The sequence below is a fragment of the Verrucomicrobiota bacterium genome, from assembly GCA_027622555.1.
Classification (GTDB): domain Bacteria; phylum Verrucomicrobiota; class Verrucomicrobiia; order Opitutales; family UBA2995; genus UBA2995.
Genome location: JAQBYJ010000069.1, coordinates 12,513 through 31,783 on the forward strand (window position 1 = coordinate 12,513; position 19,271 = coordinate 31,783).

Below are 19,271 nucleotides of genomic sequence, written 5' to 3' on the forward strand. Positions count from 1 at the left end.
CTTATGTCAGGCTTTGCCGTATTTGAGTTTCAAGCACCTGGTACCAATGATTCACTTGGGCAGCACTTTCACCCTCAATCAAGAGTCGAATTTTGGGTTCTGTCCCTGAATAACGCAATAAGACTCTTCCGGAGTCCCCCATCTCACTTTTAAGAGATGCGAGTGTATCTTGAATCTCAGGAATATCCTCCAAGTCTGGTTTTTCGTTCACCAAAATTGCCCCAGTTTTTTGAGGGAATAATTCCAGGCATGATCGCAATTCAGAAATTGGCTTTTTTTCTTCAACCATGACGGAGAATAATTTAAGTGCAGAAAGCAACCCGTCTCCAGCCGGATTAATATCAGAGAAAATAATGTGTCCTGAGTTCTCACCACCAAGATTGTAACCTGATTTGAGCATCTCTTCCAACACGTACCTATCACCAATATCAGTCTTCACCAGGTGTCCACCTACTTGCTTCAAAGCACGACCCAGGCCCAGGTTACTTTGCCGGGTTGCGACCAGGGTATTGTTATTGAGTCGCCCTTTTTTCAATTCGTGGAGAGCGAGGATACAAAGGAGGGTATCGCCATCCAGGACTTTCCCATTTTCATCGCAGGCCAAAATACGATCTGCATCCCCATCATGAGCAATGCCCAGATTCGCATGGTGCTCCAGGACCTGTCGGGATAAATGCTCCGGATACTGACTACCTACTCCCTGGTTGATATTCATTCCGTCCGGTTCATTTGCCAGGACAATGACCTCAGCCCCCAAATGTAGCAGCAATGCTGGTGTCGTTTTATGCGCTGCACCGTTGGCAGTATCCACGACGATCTTGAGGCCGCTTAGCGAAGCAGGTGGCAAGACGGGTTGAAGAAGATCCAGGTAGCCGGCGGAACTATCGACTGCTTCTTCGATGAAAGGAGGTGTGATCGTATCCGGTTCTTTAATAGTATCGATGTGGGCTTCAATTTCCAACTCAACGTCGTCAGATAATTTTAATCCCGCCGAATTGAAAAACTTAATCCCGTTATCTTTAGCCGGATTGTGGGAGGCGGTAATGACTACTCCGAGACTAGCTTGAACATTTCGCACATAAACGGCCACTGCCGGAGTTGGTATAACACCGAGGTCTACAATCCGACAGTTACCAGCATCCAGAAAACCGGCTGCGAGTGCATCGCGCAGGGCAGGACCCGATTCGCGGGTGTCTCGGCCGATGACAATAGTTGGGCTATCAACCGTATTCAGTATCCAACGACCCACTGCCTTGCCGAGCCGATAAGCAAAAGCGTCTGTAAGCAGAGAGGCACCGTACTCGCCCCTTACTCCGTCCGTACCAAAGTACTTTCGATTCATGAAGCGAAGAATTCGCGGATAGCCGTCAGGTGGGTTTTTACCGCGCCACCGAGCATCTGCTCCTTAGCCAGTTCTATCCCGCCTTTAATAGAATCAACCTTCCCAAGGATAGAAAACGCCACTCCGGCATTCAGAGCGACTGTGTCTTCCAGTCCTTTAGGTGCCTTACCTTCAAGTAAATCATGCAGCAGCTGCACATTAAAATCGAGGTCTCCTCCTTTCAGGCTCTCCTCGGAACAAGAAGCTAAGCCGAGGTTCTCCCAATTCCAATCAACCGTCGTTTCCCAGGAGGAACCGAAGCCGGCAGATTTTGGAGTGCCGCAGCAAGCAAGTTCGTCCATGCCACGAGTATCATCAAGCACGGTGTGAACCAACATCCCATTCTTGAGTCCGAGTGTGTGGAATGCTTCTGCAAGTGGTTTTACCCAAGCTCCGGCAAATACTCCCGTGAGTTGATGGGCTGGTGAACCAGGATTTATCATCGGTCCCAGAATATTGAAAATCGTGCGGTGCCCTTCCTGCGCCAACGCCTGCCGCACCGGCATTATCTCTTTAAAGGCCGGGTGAAAAGCAGGAGCGAAAAAGAAAACAAAGTTCAAAGCTTCCAGAGCTTTGCGCAGGGCTTTGGGGTCCGTAAGAAACTCTACTCCGAGCGCCTGAAGTAATTCCGCTGATCCGCATTTTGAAGTGATCGATCGATTGCCGTGCTTAAATACTTTTACGCCGGATGCCGCTAGAATCAGTGTGACCACCGTCGATATGTTGAAGCTGTGAGACTTGTCGCCTCCTGTGCCGCAAACATCGATTGCTTCATCCGCGTAATCCTCCAGACGCGGCTTAATTGCCAGTCGCCTAAAAGCGGCAGCAAATCCGGCAACTTCCGCTGGTGTTTCGCCCTTCTCATTGAGAGCAACTAAAAAGGCCTTTTTGACCTCAGATGGGATTTCAGCAGAAGCCAACTCATTGGCCGCAGCTTCGGCCTGAATAAACTCAAGCGGGTTACCTGCTTTGAGTTCCGGCAAAGAATTCTCTAAGACACTCATAATATTCTAAAAGATAGGAAATTTACCCTTGCGAGTCCAATCATGGGAGTTTCAAGCTGCCGAACAGAATCTCCGAACTCAAGTCCTGCTTTGAAAAATACACATTCCTGGAATTTCCCACTTAGACTACTCAGCGTTCTGATTCTTGTTAGCTCGTTTGCATTCGCTCAGGAGGATTCAAACATAGAAACGCTTGAAACTGCGGAATTGGGCCTGTTTGAAGTGAGCATCCTGGGATTGGTAGAGGGAATTACCGAATATCTGCCAATTTCTTCTACAGGACACCTCATTCTAACCGCTCACTTTCTTGAATTATCAGACGATACGGTCCTGACGGATAAATCCGGGAAGGTAGTTTTCCTGGAAAAGCCTTCGGCTGAAAATCCCGCCGGGATTCCATTAACGCTTGAAGTGGGTATAAACAATTACCTCATCATTATTCAATTCGGTGCAATCGCTGCGGTAGTAGTCCTATACTGGAACCGTCTTCTGACCATTCTGTTCGGCATCCTGGGGAAAGACCGAAACGGTATTCTCCTTCTGAGAAACCTGATGGTAGCGTTCATCCCGGTCGCGGTACTTGGTTTACTCTTTAAGGATCTTATTGATCGTTACCTATTTGGAAACTTACCGGTTGTATTGGCTCTTTTTATAGGAGGGGTTGCCATATTAATCGTAGACCGGTGGCATCGCAAACAAGTCAAAGACGACCTTGGGCCGGACCTTCACGAACTGACGCTAAAACAATGCGTGTTTATTGGAGCCTTGCAATGCGTTGCGTTGTGGCCAGGGACCAGCCGCTCAATGATGACCATTATTGCGGGTTATCTGGTGCGATTGTCACCGAATAAAGCTGCAGAATTTAGTTTTCTGCTAGGTTTGGTCACTCTTTCAGCGGCTTCTATTTATAAAGGATACAAGGTGGGTCTGCCCATCACGGACGCATTCGGATGGTGGATGCCACTCCTCGGCTGCCTAATTGCGGCTGTTTCTGCCGCCATCGCTGTAAAATGGATGGTTAACTACGTGGGGAAGCACGGATTAGCCGTGTTCGGCTACTACCGTATCGTTCTGGCGGTAGTCCTGGCAGTGGTATTCTACGTGTAGGAGATACTATTATTATCCAAAGCGTACTTGACCCACAGAAAACCGACCCCTATTTACATGCGTTTCCCAAAATCCGGGGACTAGAAAAAACTCTTTAATTTTCGAACCACCATGGCTAATCCAAAACGCAAACAGTCTAAGCAACGCAGCCGCCTACGTCGCGGAGCCAATCGCTTTAAAGCCCCTGAATTATCAAAGGATAACACTGACGATACACTTTTCCGACCTCACCGCGTAAATCCTGCCAATGGGATGTACCGTGGTCGTCAGGTTCTTGATATCGAAGTATAATCCAGGAGAACCTGCTACTCCACTTTCACCGCCCTATGGCTGAAGAGACAGGTTCACCTAAAGCATCGATAGCAGTAGATGTCATGGGCTCAGATTTGGGTCCAGGAGAGATTATCGTAGGAATTGCTCTGGCTCTCACCAGCCTGAAACATTTGCCCGAGCAGTTTATACTCGTGGGCGATGAATCCACAATCCGCCAGCATTTGGAAGAGCAGGGACTGTCCAAGAATCCTCGAATTCGCGTGTTCCACGCCTCTCAGGTTATCGAAATGGGTGAAAAACCGCTCAAATCACTGAAGGCGAAAAAAGATTCATCCATGGTCCGGGCGATTGAGCTGGTTAAAGAAGGGGAAGCCAAAGTAGTCCTAAGTTGCGGAAACACCGGAAGCCTGATGGCCGGTGGAACCCTGAAACTGAGAACCATTCCAGGCATAGCCCGTCCAGCTCTGGGGGTCATCATTCCCAATCAAACCAAGCATTGGGTTCTGATCGACGCAGGAGCCAATCCCAATCCGTCACCTGAGAACATGGTGAGCAATGCGATCCTTGGGAAAAACTACTGCAAAGTAGCACTGGGTATTGAAAACCCACGCGTGGGATTGATTTCCATCGGTACCGAGGAGGGTAAAGGAACAGAATTTATTAACGAAACGCATCAACTCTTGAAAAAATTGGGGCCACTAATTAATTACCAGGGCCCGGTTGAAGGATTTCAGCTGTTCAGTGATGGCATTGACGTTGCTGTATGTGATGGCTTTGTAGGCAATGTTTTACTCAAATCCTGCGAGGGATTATTTGCCACTATTACCAGCTTTCTCGAACAGGAGCTCAACGCCAATCCCCTTCGTAAAATGGGCGCACTGATGAGCAAAGGGGCTTATAAGGCAATGAAACATCAACTGAGCCCTGAACGCTACAGTGGGGCTCCCCTGCTGGGATTGAATGGCGATGTTTTGAAAGCCCACGGATCCAGCAATCGTTATGCCATTGAAGGTGCCCTGACAATTGCTTCGGAGTTTATTCGGAAGGATATGAACCACCTGATCCGGGAGGATGTAACTAAAAGCATCGCTCTATTAAATGAGACTGCCGAGGTCTAAAATAGACCTAGACAGAGAATGACCGAATCTATCTAATTTGCAGCTTATGTCTTGTACAGCCCCGGGGGTAATCATAGCAGGAACCGGTTCCTATACACCAACCACAGTCGTCACAAACGAGGAAATATCTACCCGTGTGGATACATCGGATGAATGGATCGCCTCACGTACAGGTATTCGTGAAAGATGCTTTGCACCAGATGGAGAGGTGACTTCCACGATGGGTGCAAAAGCAGGCCGAGCTGCAATGGAAGCAGCAAACATTGAGCCGCATCAAATCGACCTGATTGTTGTAGCTACCCTGAGTCCGGATATGAACTTTCCTTCAACTGCATCTTTGATCCAACATCGATTGGGTCTACGGATGGTAACCAGTTTTGACCTGTCGGCAGCTTGCTCAGGGTTTTTATACGCACTGGAAGTGGTTTCAAATATGATGCGGAGCAATTCTTACGCACATGCTTTGGTTATCGGTGCTGAAAAAATGTCCCCCCTCCTTGATTGGAGCGATCGGGGTACTTGCGTCTTATTTGGAGATGGAGCCGGAGCAGTGGTCCTGAGCAAAACGGAGGACACCAGTCACGGGATAATCGATTGCTACAGTGGCAACGATGGATCAAATCCAGAATTACTTTGTTTACCAGGTGGAGGTAGTGCGATCCCGACCAGTACCGAGTCATTGGCCCAAGGACAGCATTTTATAAAGATGAATGGCCGGGAAATATTCAGAATTGCAGTACGATGGATGGAACAGTCTGCTATCATCATGCTCGAAAGGCATAACCTTAAGCCTGAAGATATAAGCCTGATTATCCCGCACCAAGCTAACTTGCGAATCATCGATGCCCTGGCCCGCTCTATTAAAATCCCAAATGAAAAGTTTTTTGTGAATGTAGACCGTTATGGTAATACCTCAGCCGCTTCAGTACCTATTGCCCTGGATGAAGCCTGGCAAAAAGGTTGCATTAAGTCGGGTGATTATGTGCTATTGGTGGCTTTCGGAGCTGGATTAACCTGGGGCTCAACACTTATAAAATGGCATTGATTATGCAGAAATTGAAATGGATTTATCTGGTTGGATTGCTGACCTTTTTACAAGGCACCTTGAAGGCCGAAATTGTGTGGAACCCTACTACAGGATGGGAACTGGTAGGTGACCGCTCCAGGGCTTTCATCGGTGATCCTGAAGAGTTTGAGGATATTCGCAAATTGATGAATGTTGCTCGAGAAGCACATGAGCGTGGAAAGCACAAAAAGGCGATTAAGATGTACCGCCGTGTATGGGACCGCTACCCGGGATCTATTTTTGCGCCCGAATCCTTATACCAAACGGCCTTGGTGGAACACGATCGCAATTCTTTTCGAAGAGGCTTTAACGCACTGACAACTATCATTCTGGGTTACCCGGATTACGAGAAATACACCACCGTTGTCCGCCTTCAATTTAGTATTGCGACGGATTTATACGACGGGAAACGAGCCAAATATTTTTGGGGATTGCTTCCAGGATTTAAAGGCTACGACCGTGCGATTGTCATGTATGAAACCATGGTTTCGAATGCCCCATTCAGCGAATACGCTCCCATGGCACTCATGAAAGCAGCAGAATTGCATATTGCCTTAAAAAACGACATCTACGCTCTCGATTCCTTGGACAGATTGATAAACAATTATCCTGATAGTATGTTGGCCGGAGACGCCTATCTGATGCTTGCGTCAGCGTTTTCCAGATTGGTCGACGGTCCGGAATACGATCAAGGTGCTACCAGAGAAGCGATAAATTACTTTGAGGATTTCTTAATTCTATTTCCTGATCATCCAAAGGTTAAGGAAGGTGAAGATGGCCTGGCTAGAATGCTAGGAATCGAAGCACAAAGTCAGTTGATAAAAGGAGACTTTTATTGGAAAAAACGGAAGGACCCGGTTGCGTCCAAAGTATTTTATAACGAAGCAATTACCACCGCGCCCAACTCTCCTGAGGCAGAAAGAGCGAAGAAGTTGATCGCCCAAATCGATGCCAAGATTAAAGCGTATGCTGAGAAAGCCGGTATCATCTTAAAAGATTCTTTTGTCCCAACATCAAATGACGAGGGAGTGACCGAGACCGATCCTAAGAAGCTCAGGTAAGCAACTGTGTTTCATTTTATTTGGTGCTGCCTGACTACCCGTATTGGAAGCATTGTGTTGAGGAAGCCAACATTTAGGCTGAGTCGAATGGATTCTGCCTCTCAAAGCCGGAGGGGTGATAGAAATTGAAGCACCGGGCTTCATGAATCTTAAACCGAAAAGAAATGATCGCAGGTATCGAGGAAAGTTTGCAAAAAGGTGAAGAAAAGAAGGAGTCTTTCTCAAACTGATATGATAAACTCCAATCACGAAACAGGGATAATTCCTATCAGAAACTAATTTCAAATTTATGTCCTTAGCGAAAAAACTTCTAATCGTGACAGCTCTAGCCGTCGAATGGCTGTTTTATGGATGCGCCTCCTATCAAGCTGGAGACGGAACTATGGTGCCTTTTTCATCGATTCAAATTAGCCCGGTCATTAATGAAAGCCAGGCACCTCAAATTAACCAAGTCGTCAATCACGACCTTAGGGAAGTATTTATCAAGAGCGGTAAGGTACAGGTAGAAAGCACCGGCACTGAAGCCAAACTCAACGTCACATTAAGTGGGTATGAGCGCCAAACGATTGCCACTAATTCCCAAGATACCGCGCTCGCACGCAAATATGCGCTAACCCTAACCGCTTCGTGCGATCTAATAAATTTAACTGAAGAGAGCCCCTATTTCTTAAATCGCGAGGTCTCCGTGACTTTGGATATTTTTCTCGATTCAGGACAGACCTCGACAGAGACCAACGCGATTCCTCTCCTGAGTAAGAAACTGGCTGAAGCCATAGAGAACGAGGTACTTCAAGTTTGGTAGGAAAATGAATACGCCGATTCTAGCACCTTCGATACTTGCCAGCGACCATGCTCGCCTGGCTGATGGAGTTGCTACGATCAAACAGTCCGGACTTTCGTGGGCTCACATCGACATAATGGACGGGCACTTTGTCCCGAACCTCACCTTTGGCCCTGAGATTGTAGCCGCACTTCGTAGAACTTCAGACTTGTTTTTCGATGTGCATCTCATGCTGGATAATCCACAGCTTTACGTAGAAGCGTTTGCGAAAGCAGGAGCGAATCTGATTAGTATCCATGTAGAACCTGATTACGATATTCTCAAAACCTTGGCCACGATCCACGAACTTGGTTGCCAAAACGGAATAGTCTTCAATCCCGGCACTCCCGTGGAAGAAGTTGAACCATTCATTGATAAGGTGGATCTCGTTCTAGCCATGACCGTACAACCAGGCTTTGGTGGTCAATCGTTCCAGCACAAAGTTTTACAAAAAACGAAGGTGCTTTCTGAAATGAGGAAAGAGCGATCTCTCACATTTCGCATAGAGGTAGACGGAGGAGTCGATTCAACAACTCTCCCACTTTGTATGGAAGCGGGAATTGACACATTCGTAGCTGGCACAGCGTTCTTCAAGCCTGAGCTAAGAAAAGCACTTTTAGAACTTGTAAGATAATACGCGATCAGGAATGAGCACTCAATTATGGGCAAGGCGCAGCACTTCTTTATATTGATTCCTGAACAGGGTTCCCAATTCGCGGGCCAATACTACTTCAGCTTCCGGATTACCTGATCCAATAGTAGGAGCGTATTTTTCGAAAACAGCATCATAAGAGATGAGCGACATGTCATCGAAGACCCTGGTCGCTTCCGCAGGAAATTTGTTTTCCAGCAAGGCAGCCCAAGCCTCTTTTAATTCAGGATGTAAATCCAAACACATCACCCGAATTAAGAATCGAATCTCACTAAATAAAGGATTGGTCCATTCAGCGTGATAAGAGAATTCAGAAGCTCGTTCGAAAGGTTGATAATCCGGATCGGACATTAAAGGCATGTTGGCTGGTGAATAGATATCCGGCCGAATCGCCGTCCGCCGCAGGGAAAACCGGTGAGGAGCTCCTTCTTGTTGAGGATTGGCTTTAAAGCTCCACAATTTTTGCCCTTCCAAAGACATAACAAATTCCAGGAATGCTTCGCCAAGTTCTTTATTGGGTGCACCTCTCAACAAAGAAATGGGATCAGCTGAAATGGTCGACCCGCCCTTGGGCGTTACGAACCCGAGGCGATGTAAGGCTGCCCGGGAATCCACAGACTCAACCTGAAATTTTCCGTAGAAATCGATAGTCATTCCTACAGCCGCTTGCCCCAAAGATACATCGATAGAGGGTTTCATCGAAGAATCAGTAAAGTATTGAGCATTACCGGAGATGCGTCGAATTAAACGAAGGCCCGACTCCCAACCAACACGAACCGCAAGTGCTTCTGCTTCTTCTGGAGAATGCCCGGCCGATTTAAACTCAGCCAATCGAATCTGGATTTGCTGCTGAATTATCATCTCAAATGCCTGAGTGATAGATCCACTTTTGGTGGGATCACAAACAGCCACTTCACCGAAAAGCCTGGGATCTTCCAGGTCCCACCAATGCTGCGGTGGCTCATCGATTCCTAATCGATTCAGCGAATCCAAATTATAAATCATTCCATAGGAAGAAAGCACGGAACCCATCCAACGGCCTTCGGGATCCCAGTACCGTTCACCCGATAACAATTCAGGAATTCCGCCTTCTCCAAACCAATCAGGATGTGTTTCAAAAAGTTTACTCGCGACGGTATTACCAATTTGGGCCTGCCGATTATGGTCATAGTTTCCACCACCAAAGAACACATCAATTCCGCATGATATTTCTGATTCAAGAAATGCACGCCTGGCTCGTTCCTTTACGGTATCGTCGTTCGGAGTGTTGTCGAATACTTGACTGAGATCGGCAAAACTCACCTGCACTTCAGTATTCCATTTGTTGCCCAGATCATTGGTCCAATGACTCCTGAAGGCGGCCGTGTATTCCCCTTGTAAATACCTCGCTATTTCACTGGTTCCGCCAAGCACACGCCAATCGACAACCACATCCTTCCCAGTCTTTTCCCGGTACCACTCCCGAAATCCTCGTCCGAACTCATGCCTGATGGATTCATTGTGCGGGGTCACAATAATCACCGATGCAGTCCCAGGTGCGGCCACCTCCTCCTTGTTGCGAAACAGGAAAGGTAACCCAACAACAAGGGTGAGTAAGGAGATGATGACTATATTTTTGGTCACAGATCTTAATTCAGTTCTTACTCAGTCTTTCAGCACAACCACATCCTCGGAGTCAGCCCATACGAAGAGTTGCTGGCCCCTATCTCCCCACATGAACCGCGGATTCAATTCAAACACTTTCAAAGGCACATCACCGCAATCAAATTGATACTGTGCAACTTCGCCAAAATAGGTGGCATCACCGACCTTACCTGGAATACAATTTTCCTCGGTCTGATAAGTTTCAATCTTCAAGCTTTCAGGACGAATCACACAGGTGGCTTGCATTCCCGCCTCCAGATCCACGGCTGATTGGGCCAGAGTACCGCTCAATACTCCAAGCTCGGTTTTGATAGCAGCCATGCCACCACCCGTATCGACTACCGTGCCACTAATGAAGTTTGCTTCCCCAATAAAGTTGGCCACAAATCGACTTTGCGGACGACGATAGACCGCTTGCGGGGTACCAACCTGAAGAATTTTACCTCTTCGGAGGACAGCCAATCGATCAGCAATAGAAAGGGCTTCTTTCTGATCATGGGTCACATACACTGTAGTCAACTCATACTCTTTGCAGACGCGCCGGATCTCAATCCGCATCTCGTTGCGCAGCTTCGCATCCAGATTCGATAACGGTTCATCCAGCAAAAGGCAGCGCGGCCTTACAACGAGCGCCCGTGCCAAGGCAATCCGTTGCTGCTGCCCACCAGAAAGTTGATTGGGTTTTCGATTTCCATAGTCAGCCATCATAACCGCAGCCAAGGCTTCTTGAGTGCGCGCCTTAATTTCCGCCTTTGGGAGTTTCTGCTCTTTTAACCCGAAAGCCACGTTGTCGGCCACCGTCATGTGCGGCCACAGCGCATAACTTTGGAAAACCATCCCGGTGTTTCGCTTATGCGGTGGCAGGTCATTTACTTTTTCCGCGCCAAAAAAAATGTCTCCAATTTCGGGCGTATTAAACCCCGCCAGGGCACGAAGCAGCGTGGTCTTTCCACAACCGCTTGGACCCAACAAAAAGAACAACTCACCGGGTTCAATTTTTAGATCTATAGCGTCCAAGGCGACAGTATCACCGAAGGATTTTGAAAGACTCCTAACCTCTATGGATATCATTTTATGGGATCAGTGATTTCACCCTAGGAGATCGTAATCCAGTTGAAAGCTAAAACTTATTCACAATTTAAAGTGAGGCATTGTCCTACTTGTGGAAAGTTGTCACAAAAACCGTTTTCAATCATGTACAAAGAACTAGACGACATCCTGATAACTGAAGAAGCGATACGCCAACGCACCCGTGAAATGGGAAAAGAGATTTCTGATCTTTATGGTGATGAGGAGATTTCAGTAATATCCATCATCAATGGCGCGATCATCTTTACCGCTGATCTTCTCCGCACAATCACCAGCCCTGTCCGACTGGATTGCATCAGGGTCAGCAGTTACCGCAACTCGATGACTCCTGAGGTAGCTCCTCAAGTGTTAGACAACATCAAGCTGGATGTAGCGGGCAGGCACGTATTGATCATCGACGATATTCTGGATACTGGAAAAACAATTTCGAAGGTGGTAGACATACTTTCAGCGCTCAATCCAGCCAGCATTCGATCCTGCATGCTTTTGGAAAAGCAAGTCACACGCAGCGTAAATTACCACGCAGACTTTGTAGGGTTTACCATTCCAGATAAATTTGTGGTAGGCTACGGACTCGATTTCGCCGGTCGTTACAGGAATATTCCGGTAATCGGTGTTCTCAAGCCCGAGCTTCAGTCGGTAGCTGCTGTTTAAGGATCGAATCAAAAGCGTGAAAAAGGAAAATCACCTGATCTCCAAAATTACCAACGGGAGTTTCCAAAGCTGTAACAAAGAAAACGATCGGAAGAACTCAAATAATTGAGATTCAGAACTACTCTAAGTATTTCGGAAACCGTTTCTTTTTTTTCTTCCGCCTTTCACCTCCAGCCTTCAGCATTTTTCTCTATGCCTGAAGTCATCCGCGGAGTCCTGGAAAGGATTATGTTTTCCAACGAGGAAAACCATTTCCTTATCGGCGACTTACGTCCGGAAGATAAGAAAGCTACGATCACAGTAACCGGTACTATGCCCGGCGTCCAATGTGGGGAAACGCTGGAAGTCACTGGCGAATGGATTGTGAATCCAAAGTTCGGGACACAATTCAAGGTCACTCAAGTGAAGTCTACGCTTCCCTCCTCTGTTCACGGTATTCGTAAGTATCTGGGAAGCGGATTGATTCCCGGCATTGGAAAACACTTTGCCAACAAAATCGTCGACCACTTTGAAGCCGAAACACTCAAAATCATTTCACATGACAGTGCCCGCTTGCGGGAAATCCCCGGTATTGGAGCTGGAAGGGCAAAATCGATCAAGGCGGCTTGGGAAGAACAAAATGCCATTCGCGAGGTCATGCTCTTTCTCCAAACGTACGGTGTAACGTCGGCTAGATGTGTTCGATTGGTTAAGCAATACGGTAACGAAGCCAAAACGATTCTGGAAAACGAACCTTACCGCGTTGCTCGAGAAATTGACGGAATCGGTTTTAAAACTGCAGACCAAATCGCCCTCAACCTCGGTTTTGGAAATGACAGTCCAAAGCGCCTGGATGCAGGGTTGCTCTTTAGCCTGCAAGAATTGGAATCAGAAGGTCACACCTGCGTGCCGATGCGGCTGTGGGTTGAACACGCAACCAAGCTTCTTGAAACAGACGAAGTAAATATCGAAGCCAGAGTTGCCGAGCTGATTGACTCCAAGGAGGTCATCTCAGTGGACGATGCACATCGGATTCAATTACCCCATTTGCACCGGGCAGAAACTTCAATCGCAGAGGTTATAAGTCGCTCTCTAAAGACAAACTCCGGCTTACCTGCCATAAAGGTCGACCTGGCTATTGAGTGGGCTCAGAAAAAAGCCAGCTTCGGATTCGCAGACGAACAAATAGTAGCCATCCGAACAGCGCTCACTCAGAAAACATCCATTATCACGGGCGGACCCGGAACCGGCAAGACTACCATTTTACGTGCGCTTGTTCAGATTGTTGCGGCAAAGAAAGTGAATGTAATTCTTGCCGCCCCAACCGGTCGGGCAGCACAACGTATGAGCGAAGCTACCGGAGGATTGGCACAAACCATACATCGGCTTCTCAAATGGGATCCTCAAAAGGCTCATTTCGCGCACAACGAATCCAACCCGCTTAAAGGAGGCTTCGTCATTGTGGATGAATCCAGTATGCTCGATGTGCGTCTGGCATCATCATTGCTTAGAGCGATTCCGCAAAGTGCCCACATAGTATTTGTTGGCGACGTAAACCAGCTGCCGTCGGTTGGCGCTGGGAATGTGCTCAAAGATCTCATCGAATCTCAAGCCGTACCGGTAACCCGGCTACAGAAGATTTTCAGACAAAATGAAGAGAGCTCCATTATCACCACCGCCTATAATGTACTCAATGGTACCAAGGGGACTCCGTACCTACTTGAGAGCACAGGAGAACTTGGAGCTCAATATGATCTTCAGTTTATAAAGGCACCCGATGCAGAAGATTGCCTTCGCGTCATCGAATACCTTTGCAAAGAATTTATTCCGAAAAAACTGCGAAAAGATCCGCTTAGGGATACCCAAGTACTGGCACCTATGCACCGAGGCACAGTCGGTATCAGCAATATAAATTCGGTGCTTCAAAAATCACTCAATACTCACAAAAACGGATTTTCGTTTGGCGCTTATACATTTTGTATCGGCGACAAAATAATCCAGAATAGGAATAACTACGACCTCAACATTTACAACGGCGACATTGGAACCATTGAAAGTATAGACTATGAAAATAGTACGGTCCAAATCCAGTTTGATTCGGAACAGGTTGAAATGACCCGCTCTGATTTGCTGGATGTCAGCCTCGCTTACGCCATCAGTGTACACAAATCCCAAGGATCGGAATACCCCATCGTCATTATTCCCTTGGTAAAAGCACACTTCATGATGCTTCATAGAAACCTGCTCTATACCGCCCTCACCCGCGGAAAGAAAAAGATATTCATAGTGGGCGATCCTGTCGCCTACTTTATGGCAGTCAACAATGCCGATCCTGCCCGGCGCTTTACCGACTTGAAGGAGAAGCTGCTGGAAGCAATTTCTTGATCTTCATCCTGCCGTCTTTTTTCTTTCTCATTCTGATTTCTGCACTAAAACTTCAGCAACCATATGTTCTCCAATCAACAAATCGTGGACCGCCTCTTAACCGTAATGGAAAACGAACTGGTCGCTAAAACCAGGGAAGGAGTAAAGCAGGGAAACAAAATATTTGGTGGGGCCATACTATTGAAAAACGATCTGTCGCTGGTACTAGCCGGAACCAACAACGAAACGGCCAATCCGCTCTACCACGGTGAAGTTCATACCATGGAGCTTCTCTACAAAATGCCACGGGAAGAACGCCCGGCCCCTAAGGACTGTATTTTTTTCGCAACCCACGAGCCTTGTACCTTGTGTCTCTCAGCAATCACTTGGGGCGGGTACGACAATTTTTACTACCTGTTCAGTCACGAGGATTCTCGCGATTCATTTAACATCGGCCATGACCTGAAGATTCTTAAAGAGGTGTTCCTCCACGACCCGGGCGGTTACGCGAGGCAAAACAGTTATTGGAGCTCCTACCGCATCCCCAACCTCATCGTAGAGTTTGACGAAGAAGAACAAACCCATTTCAATGCACGAATTGAAAGCCTGAAAACGGTCTACTCTGAAATGTCCGATATTTATCAGGCAAACAAAGATAAATCTGATATCCCGTTAAAGTAAAAATGGCTAAGGCACTCGGCATAGGTGGAATCTTTTTCAAAGCGGAAGAGCCAAGCGCATTGACCGAGTGGTACCGCAAATGGTTGCATTTTCCTGAAGGCGACGATGATTACGTTCCATTTTCCCCTGTTTCCGTTCCTAAGGGAGAATTTACGATTTGGTCCCCGTTTTCCAAGGACAGTGAATACTTTGGAAACCCCATTCAAAACTTCACGATCAACATCATGGTGGACGATCTTGATGGCGCTCTTAAACAGGTTGCCGAAGGAGGTGCCGAAGTGTTGCCCAAAACCGAGAGCTACGACTATGGTCGTTTTGGTTGGTTCATTGATCCGGCAGGAAATCGAATCGAGTTTTGGCAGCCAATGTGGGACCCAAGTCTGGATATAGAGGAATGAGAGTCTTGAAAGTTTTTCGCTTATTAAACAAAGCAAGATTCTTAGTAATCGGCTTCCTGGTTCTTTCCCAAAGCTGCTCAAAAAGACCTAAGTCCATTCAGGAAACAGCTCCCGATGCGGTTTACGATACCTATGCAAATTCTAAAGCTTTTCCTGTTGTTGCGTCCGGTGATCAACCGATGATTGACGATCTTGAAGACGGCGACTTGAACGGGTTAAGAGTCGATGGCCGCCATTGGAGCTGGTCTCAATTTGACGATGAATCGGATGGCGTTCAACTACTGACCATCCAAAAACTTGCGGACGCTCCCGGGAAAGGTGACCAAGTGCTCTATGTTAAAGGTGGAGGTTGGAAGTACAACGGTGCCGGCCTAAGTGCCTATCTTGTTAACCGGGTAGATCCGCGACCTTTCGGATATTACGACGCATCTATCTACCAAGGCATAGCGTTCTGGATAAAAGCTTTGGGGCCCAAAGAACTCACATTGAGGATCGGCACTCAAGAAACCACCTCCCTGGATAACGGCGGTATCTGTATTAAAAACTGCGCGGACGACCCAGAGTTCTCGTTTAAATCCACCGGTAACTGGCAATTCATAAAAATCCCATTCCAGAACTTTTTATTGCCCGGGTTCGATTTTAAAGGCCTTCTCGACCCATCAGGCATCAAAGCTATTCACTTTTCAATTGATACCCTCGATGATTATGAGCTTTGGATAGACGATCTTAGTTTTTATAACGATTAGCATAGATCACTCCACTCGTGAAAACTCCATGGTTAGTGAAATCTTCTCCCTTGCTTTGCCACTCCGCAGCCAAGCTACGAAGCATCATAACAAAGCAACCCTTCGGGCTTCGAGACTCGATGAATCGCAAAAGTCAACACCCTCCAAGCTTCGAGGAAGGAACCCGGTTGCGATTCAATTATTTTCACGTTTAGCATTGTCTTAATTGACCTGCAAAATCTTTCACAATCAATGGCCGGAATGATTGAGAAAACTATTTAACAGTCATGTATTGACCTAGAGTCTCTATTCTTTTTTTCCCAATACCCTCCAATCGCATAAGATCCCAAATTGAATTATACGGTCTATTCGCCACAATATCAGCAGCGAGATTTCCACCAACTCCAGGAACCAACCTCAGCTCTTTTTCGCTAGCCGTATTAATATTCACCAACAATATCGTTCCATCTGTAAGAGGATCTGGAATGGGTTCTTTACTACTCCAAAGAGGAGTTTTCTCAACAGTTTGGGCGACTTTTTTTGTACTTGGTTTCGCGGGCTTTGTTGGTGGTTGAGACTCTGGTTCCGAAGTCGTATCCGGGAACAAGTCAGCAGGTCGTGCCAAAGCCAGCATTTCAAACTTTTTCACCGTGTCCTCTGTGCGATTACTTACGTGAGTAAGTATTTCTTTTTCCAGAGCTGCAACTCTCTCGTTGGCTCGTTCCGTCTCAAGGAATAACTTATAATTTTCCCGAGACAGCTCTTCGTTCGCCTGCTTGAGCTTCTCTATCTCAGCACGAGATTCATCCTTATAATTTTGGAAAAGAACCATAAGTGATTTTAAGCTTTCGTCCACCTGAGCATTCTCCTGACTGAACAAGGGAAATGGGATAATAGCTGCCATCAGAAGTATCCAAGATAATAACTTTTTCATAACCGATAGGGTGTTGATAATATACAAAGACTGCTGAGGACACAGTATGTTTAAAATAATTTCTACGATAATCTCATCAAAGGATGATAGAGTGAAATTCCACAAAAAAAGATAGAAAATATCGACCTTGAAAAACGCTCCACAGTAACAAGTACTTCAAAAAGAGATTCAAAACTCGTCCTATCTACATTTTTTAATTTGAAGTGCATACCTACTAGGGATTAATCAGCTTAAAATTTGAATAATGGTTAAGTCCTTGTTTGGGCCTACGACCGGGCACGGTGACGCCATACAATTAATCCAACTGCAAATGCCGTGAAGAAAAAGGCATAAGTCTTCGGCTCTGGCACGGCCATTACGGAGTAGGTACCAACCGGGATTGGATTCTGGGCTGTGGCATTCGTTAATTCGTCATCTAATGCGTTCCTTCCAGGAATAATCCAGTTATTGATTTTAAATGTAGTTCCATCGGGACCCGTTCCACTCTTCCGGTAAGCCCATGAATCTGTATAGCGCCAGGGTTCCCCCACTCCGTCCACAAGTGGTTCTCCGAAAACGTCAATAACTGCTCCATTCATAAAAAGCTCCATAGCATCGTTGCCATTCAAACTTCTCAAAAAATTATCGGTAAAGTCAGGAGCAAATCCAAAAAATGTGGTGAACTCAGGCACATGATAAGAGACATAAATAAAATCTCCTGCGGACGCTGAGCCGGACAAAGTGAATTCCTGTACTCCGCCGATTCGCGGATCATTATTTTCGCTGGCAGATCCCAAGCCAAAAATACTTAAATCGGCAATATCCGCAGTCGCGTAAAGTTCAACACCTCGGGGAAGTCCACGAGGGGGAACATTGGCATGGAGAGGATCATCGATCGGGCCATCAAAAACAGCCGTTAACAATAGCTGAGAAAAAGCGGTTGAGGAAGAAAGTACAACCGCGAACGAGATGATAGGAATGAGATTTTTCATTTTTATTTGATAAGATTGAAAAATATGAAACTAAACTTTTCAAAATATCTACCAAAACCGTATTTCCCCATAAGAGGTTAAGAATTTCCCCTGCGGCATCAGGGGGATTATGGCGCAAAAATAGTAAAAAGGAGCTAATCAACTCAGATTTTCACACCAAATTTCTAGGTAGAAATTCACCTCAATTTCACCAAAAAGGAGAAGTAACGTTAAATTTCCAATGAAAATTGAAGTATAGAAACAGACGGAAAATGCAGTTAATTTTTCTAAAATAATCCCCCAAAATTGCCCCCAGGATAAGGGCTCAATAAACAATGCGGCGTGCCTGATATTTCAGCGTCCTCCTTCCCTTTTCCCTGGAAGGTGAAAATTGCCTGAGAAATCCGCAGATGCCACACCATAAGGATCGTTGTCCAAAGTCCAGAAAACCAATTCGGTCGAGGGTCTTCTAAATAAAATGATCGAACACCGCAGTCCCCTTAGTCTAAGCAATTAAAAAATAACAGCTATGGAATCCAAAATTAAACCCGAGCACGAAGAAAACCTTTGGGGTAAATTGAAAAAGTACCTTGGTCCAATAGCAGTTGGGGTAATTTTAGTTCTTAAATTTGGAGGAAAGCTAAAGTTCTTACTTATCCCCATACTTAAATTCTTTCCCATATTATTTAAGACGGGCGGAACAATGATCCTATCCATCTGGGCTTATTCAATGTTTTGGGGCTGGAAGTTTGCTTTGGGATTTGTGTTGCTGATTCTTGTTCATGAGTCTGGCCATTTGATTGCCGCCAAGATTTACAAACTTAATGTAGGGTGGCCGGTATTTATCCCTTTTATGGGTGCACTCATTGCGCTCAAAGAAGCGCCCAAACACGCGTGGATCGAATTCTGGATCGCTGCTGGCGGGCCCATAGCCGGCGGCCTGGGAGCGCTGACTTGCCATGGCATTTATATTCTAACAGGAGAACCCTTTTTTGCGGCACTCGCATATACCGGATATTTTCTTAACCTGTTTAATCTCATGCCGACCGGTTTTCTGGATGGAGGAAGAATGGTTACGGCTCTATCGCCCTGGTTATGGATAATTGGAATAGTAATAGCCGGAGCATTTGCGGTCTATAGACCGTCCTTTATTATTTTCCTGATTATTGTATTTTCGCTTCCACGCTTATTTACCTTGTTTCGAAAACGAACCGATCACGAGCAACGCTTCTTCGAAGTAACCCCTGCACAGCGCCTCGAAGCAGGCTTCATTTATTTTGGACTTATTCTAGCCCGACTTGGCCGATTGGGGGCTGATTTGTACGTAAGTCGTTGATTTATCGTCAAAGGTCTCCACTACAGGTGGCAGCC

19 protein-coding genes are annotated in these 19,271 nt (G+C 46.4%); 13 read left to right on the forward strand and 6 right to left on the reverse strand.

From position 1 onward, the window contains the following. Position 1: 1 nt before the first annotated feature. Together glmM and trpD are read right to left on the reverse strand one after the other, a co-directional pair. The gene (gene glmM / locus O3C43_16700; protein ID MDA1068128.1) at positions 2-1,342 is read right to left on the reverse strand and encodes a phosphoglucosamine mutase; all 1,341 of its coding nucleotides are present in this window, start codon (positions 1,340-1,342) and stop codon (positions 2-4) included. Further along, positions 1,339-2,385, reverse strand: a complete 1,047-nt coding sequence (gene trpD / locus O3C43_16705) for an anthranilate phosphoribosyltransferase (GenBank protein MDA1068129.1) — start codon at positions 2,383-2,385, stop codon at positions 1,339-1,341. Before trpD ends, glmM begins: the two co-directional genes overlap by 4 nt. Positions 2,386-2,475: 90 nt before the next feature. Between trpD and O3C43_16710 the strand changes: the two genes are divergently transcribed. From O3C43_16710 to rpe, 7 genes are all read left to right on the forward strand, one after another. Further along, positions 2,476-3,492 (forward strand): undecaprenyl-diphosphate phosphatase, encoded by a 1,017-nt coding sequence (locus O3C43_16710; GenBank protein ID MDA1068130.1) that lies wholly within the window; start codon positions 2,476-2,478, stop codon positions 3,490-3,492. Positions 3,493-3,603: 111 nt separating this feature from the next. Continuing rightward, positions 3,604-3,783 (forward strand): 50S ribosomal protein L32, encoded by a 180-nt coding sequence (gene rpmF / locus O3C43_16715; protein ID MDA1068131.1) that lies wholly within the window; start codon positions 3,604-3,606, stop codon positions 3,781-3,783. A 35-nt stretch (positions 3,784-3,818) separates the two neighbouring features. Further along, positions 3,819-4,883 (forward strand): phosphate acyltransferase PlsX, encoded by a 1,065-nt coding sequence (gene plsX / locus O3C43_16720; GenBank protein ID MDA1068132.1) that lies wholly within the window; start codon positions 3,819-3,821, stop codon positions 4,881-4,883. Between the two features lie 46 nt (positions 4,884-4,929). Further along, positions 4,930-5,928, forward strand: a complete 999-nt coding sequence (locus tag O3C43_16725; GenBank protein ID MDA1068133.1) for a ketoacyl-ACP synthase III — start codon at positions 4,930-4,932, stop codon at positions 5,926-5,928. Beyond that, positions 5,919-7,010 (forward strand): tetratricopeptide repeat protein, encoded by a 1,092-nt coding sequence (locus O3C43_16730; protein MDA1068134.1) that lies wholly within the window; start codon positions 5,919-5,921, stop codon positions 7,008-7,010. Before O3C43_16725 ends, O3C43_16730 begins: the two co-directional genes overlap by 10 nt. Positions 7,011-7,299: 289 nt before the next feature. Next, positions 7,300-7,812 (forward strand): LPS assembly lipoprotein LptE, encoded by a 513-nt coding sequence (gene lptE / locus O3C43_16735; GenBank protein MDA1068135.1) that lies wholly within the window; start codon positions 7,300-7,302, stop codon positions 7,810-7,812. 4 nt (positions 7,813-7,816) lie between these two features. After that, a complete protein-coding gene (gene rpe / locus O3C43_16740; protein ID MDA1068136.1) occupies positions 7,817-8,464 on the forward strand; it encodes a ribulose-phosphate 3-epimerase in 648 nt (215 codons plus the stop codon). 21 nt (positions 8,465-8,485) lie between these two features. Here rpe and O3C43_16745 read toward each other — a convergent pair whose 3' ends face one another. Beyond that, positions 8,486-10,105: an ABC transporter substrate-binding protein gene (locus O3C43_16745; GenBank protein MDA1068137.1), complete on the reverse strand. Its 1,620-nt coding sequence runs from the start codon at positions 10,103-10,105 to the stop codon at positions 8,486-8,488. 21 nt (positions 10,106-10,126) lie between these two features. After that, the gene (locus tag O3C43_16750) at positions 10,127-11,197 is read right to left on the reverse strand and encodes an ABC transporter ATP-binding protein (protein ID MDA1068138.1); all 1,071 of its coding nucleotides are present in this window, start codon (positions 11,195-11,197) and stop codon (positions 10,127-10,129) included. A gap of 123 nt (positions 11,198-11,320) precedes the next feature. On the opposite strand from O3C43_16750, the gene hpt reads away from it, so the two are divergent. The 5 genes from hpt to O3C43_16775 all read left to right on the forward strand — a co-directional run bounded on the left by hpt (position 11,321) and on the right by O3C43_16775 (position 16,037). Then, a complete protein-coding gene (gene hpt / locus O3C43_16755) occupies positions 11,321-11,869 on the forward strand; it encodes a hypoxanthine phosphoribosyltransferase (GenBank protein MDA1068139.1) in 549 nt (182 codons plus the stop codon). A 192-nt stretch (positions 11,870-12,061) separates the two neighbouring features. Then, the gene (locus O3C43_16760; protein MDA1068140.1) at positions 12,062-14,233 is read left to right on the forward strand and encodes an ATP-dependent RecD-like DNA helicase; all 2,172 of its coding nucleotides are present in this window, start codon (positions 12,062-12,064) and stop codon (positions 14,231-14,233) included. A 63-nt stretch (positions 14,234-14,296) separates the two neighbouring features. Continuing rightward, positions 14,297-14,893: a nucleoside deaminase gene (locus tag O3C43_16765; protein ID MDA1068141.1), complete on the forward strand. Its 597-nt coding sequence runs from the start codon at positions 14,297-14,299 to the stop codon at positions 14,891-14,893. Between the two features lie 2 nt (positions 14,894-14,895). After that, on the forward strand, positions 14,896-15,291 hold the full coding sequence (locus tag O3C43_16770; protein ID MDA1068142.1) for a VOC family protein: 396 nt from the start codon (positions 14,896-14,898) through the stop codon (positions 15,289-15,291). A 5-nt stretch (positions 15,292-15,296) separates the two neighbouring features. Further along, positions 15,297-16,037 (forward strand): hypothetical protein, encoded by a 741-nt coding sequence (locus O3C43_16775; protein ID MDA1068143.1) that lies wholly within the window; start codon positions 15,297-15,299, stop codon positions 16,035-16,037. 253 nt (positions 16,038-16,290) lie between these two features. Here O3C43_16775 and O3C43_16780 read toward each other — a convergent pair whose 3' ends face one another. After that, on the reverse strand, positions 16,291-16,950 hold the full coding sequence (locus tag O3C43_16780) for a helix-hairpin-helix domain-containing protein (protein MDA1068144.1): 660 nt from the start codon (positions 16,948-16,950) through the stop codon (positions 16,291-16,293). Positions 16,951-17,216: 266 nt separating this feature from the next. Then, complete coding sequence (locus O3C43_16785; protein ID MDA1068145.1) at positions 17,217-17,921, reverse strand: hypothetical protein; 705 nt, start codon at positions 17,919-17,921, stop codon at positions 17,217-17,219. Between the two features lie 508 nt (positions 17,922-18,429). On the opposite strand from O3C43_16785, the gene O3C43_16790 reads away from it, so the two are divergent. Next, a complete protein-coding gene (locus O3C43_16790) occupies positions 18,430-19,236 on the forward strand; it encodes a site-2 protease family protein (GenBank protein ID MDA1068146.1) in 807 nt (268 codons plus the stop codon). The last annotated feature ends 35 nt before the right edge of the window (positions 19,237-19,271 follow it).